General features: G+C 57.3%; 5 protein-coding genes. 3 read left to right on the forward strand and 2 right to left on the reverse strand.

All coding sequences use genetic code 11. The features are described 5' to 3' along the window. Positions 1 to 2,155, reverse strand: a 2,155-nt coding sequence (locus PMI37_RS26685; protein ID WP_008087049.1) for an NADP-dependent isocitrate dehydrogenase, incomplete at its 3' end; no start/stop codon positions are given. A 481-nt stretch (positions 2,156 to 2,636) separates the two neighbouring features. Here PMI37_RS26685 and icd point away from each other — a divergent pair. Beyond that, on the forward strand, positions 2,637 to 3,893 hold the full coding sequence (icd, locus tag PMI37_RS26690) for an NADP-dependent isocitrate dehydrogenase (RefSeq protein WP_008087051.1): 1,257 nt from the start codon (positions 2,637 to 2,639) through the stop codon (positions 3,891 to 3,893). Positions 3,894 to 3,976: 83 nt separating this feature from the next. Here icd and cspD read toward each other — a convergent pair whose 3' ends face one another. Further along, positions 3,977 to 4,234, reverse strand: coding sequence for a cold shock domain-containing protein CspD (gene cspD, locus PMI37_RS26695; RefSeq protein ID WP_008087053.1), 258 nt, complete (start codon positions 4,232 to 4,234; stop codon positions 3,977 to 3,979). Between the two features lie 225 nt (positions 4,235 to 4,459). Here cspD and clpS point away from each other — a divergent pair, with 225 nt between their 5' ends. Both clpS and clpA read left to right on the forward strand, forming a co-directional pair. Next, positions 4,460 to 4,843: an ATP-dependent Clp protease adapter ClpS gene (gene clpS, locus PMI37_RS26700; RefSeq protein ID WP_016987405.1), complete on the forward strand. Its 384-nt coding sequence runs from the start codon at positions 4,460 to 4,462 to the stop codon at positions 4,841 to 4,843. A gap of 30 nt (positions 4,844 to 4,873) precedes the next feature. Then, entirely contained in the window at positions 4,874 to 7,144 is a 2,271-nt protein-coding gene (gene clpA, locus PMI37_RS26705) for an ATP-dependent Clp protease ATP-binding subunit ClpA (RefSeq protein ID WP_008087055.1), read from the forward strand. Positions 7,145 to 7,721 lie beyond the last annotated feature (577 nt).

The following is a 7,721-nucleotide window of genomic DNA, read 5'->3' on the forward strand; positions in this document are numbered from 1 at the left end:
TGGCGTGGTAGTAACTGCCGATGTCGACTGGCTTGCCCTGAACGGCGTTGAGCTCGGCAACGATGGTCGCTTCGTTCTCGGTCAGGGTTTTTGCCAGGGTCGCGAACTGCGCTTGCAGTGCCGCGTCTTCAGTCTGGGCGGCCAGGGCCTGAGCCCAGTACATCGCCAGGTAGAAGTGGCTGCCGCGGTTGTCGATGTTGCCGACTTTGCGCGAAGGCGACTTGTTGTTGTCGAGGAACTGGCCAGTCGCCTGGTCCAGGGTTTTCGACAGCACCAGCGCTTTCGGGTTGTTGTAGTTCACACCCAGATGCTCAAGGGACGCTGCCAGTGCGAGGAACTCGCCCAGCGAATCCCAGCGCAGGAAGTTCTCTTCAACCAGTTGCTGCACGTGCTTCGGCGCCGAACCGCCAGCGCCGGTTTCGAACAGGCCACCGCCGTTCATCAGCGGCACGATCGACAGCATCTTGGCGCTGGTGCCCAGTTCCATGATCGGGAACAGGTCAGTCAGGTAGTCGCGCAGTACGTTGCCGGTCACCGAAATGGTGTCCTTGCCTTCGCGGGTGCGCTGCAGGGTGAACTTCATGGCGTCGACCGGCGCCATGATCTGGATGTCCAGACCGGCCGTGTCGTGATCCTTCAAGTAAGCCTGAACTTTCTCGATCACTACGCCGTCGTGAGCGCGCATTGGGTCGAGCCAGAAGATCGCTGGCGTGCTGCTGGCGCGAGCACGGTTGACGGCCAGTTTGACCCAGTCCTGGATCGGCGCGTCTTTGGTCTGGCACATGCGGAAGATGTCGCCGGCTTCAACAGCCTGTTCCATCAGCAGAGTGCCTTTGCTGTCGGTTACGCGAACAACGCCGTCAGCCTTGATCTGGAAGGTCTTGTCGTGCGAGCCGTACTCTTCGGCTTTCTTCGCCATCAGACCAACGTTTGGCACGCTGCCCATGGTGGTCGGGTCGAAAGCGCCATTGGCTTTGCAATCTTCGATCACGGCCTGGTAGATGGTTGCGTAGCAACGATCCGGGATCACAGCCTTGGTGTCGTGCAGTTGACCGTCAGTGCCCCACATTTTGCCGGAGTCACGGATCATCGCTGGCATCGAGGCGTCGACGATAACGTCGCTCGGCACGTGCAGGTTGGTGATGCCTTTGTCGGAGTTGACCATCGCCAGCGACGGACGAGCGGCGTAGACCGCGGCCATGTCAGCTTCGATCTGTGCTTGCTGCTCGGCAGGCAAAGCCTTGATGCGCGCGTACAGATCGCCGATGCCGTTGTTCAGGTTGAAGCCGATCTCGGCCAGCACGGCAGCATGCTTGGTCAGCGCATCTTTATAGAACTCGGCAACGATCTGGCCGAACATGATCGGGTCGGAGACCTTCATCATGGTCGCTTTCAAGTGCACCGAGAGCAGTACACCCTGGGCCTTGGCGCTGTCGATTTCAGCAGCGATGAACGCACGCAGGGCGTTTTTGCTCATCACGGCGCAGTCGAGGATCTCGCCAGCCTGAACGGTGGTTTTTTCTTTCAGAACGGTCGCGGTGCCGTCTTTGGCGATCAGCTCGATCTTCACGGCGTCAGCGGCGTCGATCAGGGCAGCTTTTTCGCTGCCGTAGAAATCGCCGGTGCTCATGTGAGCGACGTGGGACTTGGAGTCTTTGGCCCAGGCGCCCATTTTGTGCGGGTGCTTGCGAGCGTAGTTCTTCACCGACAGCGGAGCGCGACGGTCGGAGTTGCCTTCACGCAGAACCGGGTTCACGGCGCTGCCCTTGACCTTGTCGTAACGCGCCTTGGCGTCTTTGTCGGCGTCGCTGATCACGGTTTCCGGGTAGTCCGGCAGGTTGTAACCCTGAGCTTGCAGCTCTTTGATCGCGGCTTGCAGCTGAGGCACCGAAGCGCTGATGTTCGGCAGCTTGATGATGTTGGCTTCAGGCGTAACGGCCAGGTCGCCCAGTTCGGCGAGGTGGTCGGCTACGGCTTTGTCGCCCAGTTGCTCGGGGAAGCAGGCCAGAATGCGCGCTGCAAGAGAGATATCGCGGGTTTCCACGGCGATATCGGCCGAAGCGGTGTACGCCTCGATGATCGGCAGCAGGGAATAGGTGGCGAGGGCTGGGGCTTCGTCGGTGAAGGTATAGATGATCTTCGAGCGGGTGGGCATATTCGGATTAACTCTCTCTTCTTTGCTAAAGCGTGCGCAGAAACTCGAGGGGCGCCGGGTAAGCGCGTTCGTTCAAAGTCATCCATGAACCGAATGTCGAGATTCTTCGCGGTGATGTTGGGTGCATCAGTAGAGCGTCAAGCAGTCAGGCTGCGATAACAACCCGACCAATCAGGCGGAAAGTCTCGTTCTAGAGAGGCCAGCCGTCGTGACCCTGTGGTCAGCGGCGGGCATTATACATAGGTAGCTGGCAATCTGCCGATGGTTCATATGCAACCAATCTCGTCCATTGGTCTAAAGGTCGCAGGGCAGGGGGCGGCGTAGAGTCGTCGCGAATGCTTGAGTTTGGCGCTTTTCCCTTTGCTTTCAGGCTTGTACGAAACGAGATGTGCCCGCGCCACGAACAGAGGGTTTGCGTGTTGATTTAACTGGGTTACGCTCGAACCAAGCCAGATGTTCAATCCAAACAATGGAGTTCAGCATGGGTTACAAGAAGATTCAGGTTCCAGCCGTCGGCGACAAAATCACCGTCAATGCAGACCATTCTCTCAATGTTCCTGATAACCCGATCATCCCCTTCATCGAAGGTGACGGCATTGGTGTCGACATCAGCCCGGTGATGATCAAGGTTGTCGATGCTGCAGTTCAAAAGGCATACGGCGGTAAACGCAAGATTTCCTGGATGGAAGTCTACGCCGGGGAAAAAGCCACCCAGGTTTACGATCAGGACACCTGGCTGCCTCAGGAAACCCTCGATGCAGTCAAGGATTACGTGGTTTCCATCAAAGGCCCGCTGACCACGCCGGTCGGTGGCGGCATCCGTTCGCTGAACGTGGCCCTGCGTCAGCAGCTCGACCTGTACGTCTGCCTGCGCCCGGTGCGCTGGTTCGAAGGCGTGCCGAGCCCGGTGAAAAAGCCTGGCGACGTCGACATGACCATCTTCCGCGAGAACTCCGAAGACATCTATGCGGGCATTGAGTGGAAGGCCGGTTCGCCGGAAGCCACCAAGGTCATCAAATTCCTTAAAGAAGAAATGGGCGTCACCAAGATCCGTTTCGACGAAAACTGCGGCATCGGCGTCAAGCCGGTTTCGCTGGAAGGTACCAAACGCCTGGCGCGCAAGGCTCTGCAATATGTGGTCGATAACGACCGCGATTCGCTGACCATCGTGCACAAAGGCAACATCATGAAGTTCACCGAAGGTGCCTTCAAAGAGTGGGCCTACGAAGTGGCCGCCGAAGAATTCGGCGCGACCCTGCTCGACGGCGGCCCGTGGATGCAGTTCAAAAACCCGAAAACCGGCAAGAACGTTGTGGTCAAGGACGCCATCGCCGACGCCATGCTCCAGCAGATCCTGCTGCGCCCGGCCGAATACGATGTGATCGCGACCCTCAACCTCAATGGCGACTACCTCTCCGATGCCCTGGCGGCAGAAGTGGGCGGCATCGGCATCGCGCCGGGTGCCAACTTGTCCGACACCGTGGCGATGTTCGAAGCGACTCACGGTACGGCGCCGAAGTATGCCGGCAAGGATCAGGTCAACCCGGGTTCGCTGATTCTCTCGGCGGAAATGATGCTGCGCCATATGGGTTGGACGGAAGCGGCAGATCTGATCATCAAGGGCACCAACGGCGCTATCTCGGCCAAGACTGTGACCTATGACTTCGAACGTTTGATGGAAGGCGCCAAGCTGGTTTCGTCGTCGGGCTTCGGTGATGCGTTGATTTCGCATATGTAAGAAACACGGGCACAGAAAAACCGCCTGACTCGATGAATTGAGTCAGGCGGTTTTTTTATGGCTGAATAAATATAGGGTGTCGGTCAGGCCGTGACAGTCTGCTGGGTGACCGCAGGTGTAAAAATTTCTTCTGCAGGCGCAGCAGGGCCAATTTTGACGGCGTGCAGTCCTTTTGGTCCCTGGATAATCTCGAATTTGACGGCTTGCCCTGCCTTCAGGGTTTTATAGCCTTCCATTTCGATGGCCGAGTAATGGGCAAACAAGTCCTCATCCTTGCCATCCTCGACGATAAAACCGTACCCCTTGGCATTGTTGAACCATTTCACCTTGCCGACAGCCATGCTCAAATCCCTCTGCAACAGACTCCAACGCTGGAGTATCATCCAAGTCATCCGCAATCTATTCCGTTAAAAGAATTGACTCCGCGGATCTTTTTTACCCACTGTGGGCTCTATTGGTTGTAACACCGTTTTCCCGATAGTCAAGGTGACCGGGCAGTCGGAGTTGAAAACGTGGACAACCGCCCCCACCACTGTATTTGCACAACTGACGAACCTTTCTTTCCCATGCATGCAATCAGCCAGATTCGACTAACATTCAATCAGGATCGCCCGCTTCTCCAAAAGGATCTTCCAGAGGAGCACGACGACGATTCGGCAGGCGTTGCTGTTCAGGAAGCAAAGCCTGCGTTACAGGCGCCGCCGATGTACAAGGTGGTTTTGTTCAACGATGACTACACACCGATGGATTTCGTCGTCGAAGTGCTCGAGGTGTTTTTTAACCTGAATCGCGAGCTGGCGACCAAGGTCATGCTGGCCGTCCACACAGAAGGGCGGGCAGTATGTGGAGTGTTTACCCGCGACATCGCCGAGACAAAGGCCATGCAGGTCAACCAGTACGCCAGGGAAAGCCAGCATCCGCTACTCTGTGAAATCGAGAAGGACGGTTAATCGCCGACCACTTGGGTATGAGGTGAAGCTATGTTAAACCGCGAGCTCGAAGTCACCCTCAATCTTGCCTTCAAGGAGGCTCGTTCGAAACGTCATGAATTCATGACCGTCGAACACCTGCTGCTGGCCCTATTGGACAATGAGGCTGCCGCCACCGTTTTGCGTGCCTGCGGCGCAAACCTCGACAAACTCAAGCATGACCTGCAGGAGTTCATCGACTCCACCACGCCTTTGATCCCCGTCCATGACGAAGATCGTGAAACCCAGCCAACCCTGGGCTTCCAGCGTGTACTGCAACGTGCTGTTTTCCACGTACAGAGCTCGGGCAAACGCGAAGTGACTGGCGCCAACGTGCTGGTTGCAATCTTCAGTGAGCAAGAGAGTCAGGCAGTGTTCCTGCTGAAACAGCAGAGCGTTGCGCGCATCGATGTCGTCAACTACATCGCCCATGGCATTTCCAAAGTGCCGGGGCATGGCGATCACTCTGAAGGTGAACAAGATATGCAGGACGACGAGGGCGGTGAGTCTTCTTCTTCAGGCAATCCTCTGGATGCTTATGCCAGCAACCTCAACGAACTCGCGCGCCAGGGTCGTATCGATCCGCTGGTCGGCCGTGAGTCGGAAGTCGAGCGTGTCGCGCAGATTCTCGCGCGTCGGCGCAAAAACAATCCGCTGCTGGTCGGCGAGGCAGGCGTGGGTAAAACCGCGATCGCCGAAGGCCTGGCCAAGCGTATTGTCGACAACCAGGTGCCGGATCTGCTGGCGGGTAGCGTCGTTTATTCGCTCGATCTCGGTGCTCTGCTCGCAGGCACCAAGTATCGCGGCGACTTCGAGAAGCGTTTCAAAGCGCTGCTCAATGAACTGAAAAAACGTCCGCAGGCCATTTTGTTCATCGACGAAATCCACACCATTATTGGTGCGGGCGCTGCGTCGGGCGGCGTCATGGACGCTTCGAATCTGCTCAAGCCGCTGCTGTCGTCTGGCGACATTCGCTGCATCGGTTCGACCACGTTCCAGGAATTCCGTGGCATCTTTGAGAAGGATCGTGCCTTGGCGCGTCGCTTCCAGAAGGTCGATGTTATCGAGCCGTCGGTGGAAGACACCATCGGTATCCTGCGCGGCCTGAAAGGGCGTTTCGAACAGCACCACAACATCGAGTACAGCGACGAAGCACTGCGTGCCGCTGCTGAACTGGCGTCGCGTTACATCAATGACCGGCACATGCCGGACAAAGCCATTGATGTGATCGACGAGGCGGGCGCCTATCAGCGCTTGCAACCGGTCGAGAAGCGCGCCAAGCGCATCGAAGTGCCGCACGTCGAAGACATTGTCGCGAAAATCGCGCGGATTCCGCCGAAGCACGTCACCAGCTCCGACAAAGAGTTGCTGCGTAACCTTGAGCGTGATTTGAAGCTGACAGTGTTTGGTCAGGACGCGGCGATCGATTCGCTGTCGACTGCGATCAAACTGTCCCGTGCCGGCCTCAAGTCGCCTAACAAACCAGTCGGTTCGTTCCTGTTCGCAGGCCCGACCGGTGTCGGTAAAACCGAGGCCGCGCGGCAATTGGCCAAGGCATTGGGCATTGAGCTGGTGCGTTTCGACATGTCCGAGTACATGGAGCGTCACACCGTATCGCGTCTGATCGGTGCGCCTCCAGGCTATGTCGGCTTCGACCAGGGCGGTCTGTTGACCGAAGCGATCACCAAGCAGCCGCACTGCGTATTGTTGCTCGACGAAATCGAGAAGGCGCATCCGGAAGTCTTCAACCTGCTGCTGCAGGTAATGGACCACGGTACGCTGACCGACAACAACGGGCGCAAGGCGGACTTCCGCAACGTGATTGTGATCATGACCACCAACGCCGGTGCCGAAACGGCGGCGCGTGCTTCGATCGGTTTCACCCATCAGGACCACTCGTCTGATGCGATGGAAGTGATCAAGAAGAGCTTCACGCCGGAATTCCGTAACCGTCTGGATACCATTATTCAGTTTGGTCGCCTCAGTCATGAGGTCATCAAAAGTGTGGTGGACAAGTTCCTTACCGAGCTTCAGGCGCAGTTGGAAGACAAGCGTGTGTTGCTGGAAGTGACCGACGCGGCGCGCAGTTGGCTGGCGGCCGGTGGTTATGATGCGGCGATGGGGGCGCGTCCGATGGCTCGTCTGATTCAGGACAAGATCAAGCGTCCGCTGGCGGAGGAGATCTTGTTTGGTGAGTTGGCTGAGCATGGAGGGGTTGTGCATATCGATATCAAGGATGGTGAGTTGACCTTTGATTTCGAGACCACTGCTGAGATGGCTTGATGGTTGTTGTTGGATGAAAGGGCGCCTTCGGGCGCCTTTTTGTTGTCTGCTGTTTGGGGTGTTTGGGGTGTTTGGGGTGTTTGGGGTGTTTGGGGTATTTGGGTGTATATCCGTTGCTGCGGTAACGGCTGCTTAGGGTTCCGCCCTTACGGCGGGTCACTTTTGACAAGCGCCTCAAAAGTAACCAAAAAGGCTTGCTCCTACGTGCGGCCCGCTCGCTGGGGCTCGGGATTCCTTCGCTGCGGGATCGATCCGGGCGCAGCGCCTACGGTTTGCTTCGCTGCACCTCCTCTCGCTGTGTTTGGCTGCGCCAAACGGTCGCTGCGCTCCCACGCCCGGATCAATCCCTCCACTCAGCCTTCCGACGTCGCCTTACAGATCAAAAGCGCAGCCGAGCTAACGCTCATCCTGTTGAGTGGTGAGGAGCACAGGGTGCTCGGCTTTTGATTTTCGTAGGAGCAAAGCTTGCTCGCGAAGGCGGCCTGACAGCCGACCCACTTCTCCAGCCATACCATTCCCTGTAGGAGCTGCCGAAGGCTGCGATCTTTTTAAGAGCAAGATCAAAAGATCGCAGACT

Source organism: Pseudomonas sp. GM80, assembly GCF_000282515.1.
Lineage (GTDB): Bacteria > Pseudomonadota > Gammaproteobacteria > Pseudomonadales > Pseudomonadaceae > Aquipseudomonas.

Bases quoted from the DNA above. Each gene is read 5' to 3' on its own strand.
- cspD (WP_008087053.1), bottom strand. From the start codon at position 4,234: ATGGCTGTCGGCAAGGTGAAATGGTTCAACAATGCCAAGGGGTACGGT.
- clpA (WP_008087055.1), top strand. From the start codon at position 4,874: ATGTTAAACCGCGAGCTCGAAGTCACCCTCAATCTTGCCTTCAAGGAG.
- icd (WP_008087051.1), top strand. From the start codon at position 2,637: ATGGGTTACAAGAAGATTCAGGTTCCAGCCGTCGGCGACAAAATCACC.
- clpS (WP_016987405.1), top strand. From the start codon at position 4,460: ATGCATGCAATCAGCCAGATTCGACTAACATTCAATCAGGATCGCCCG.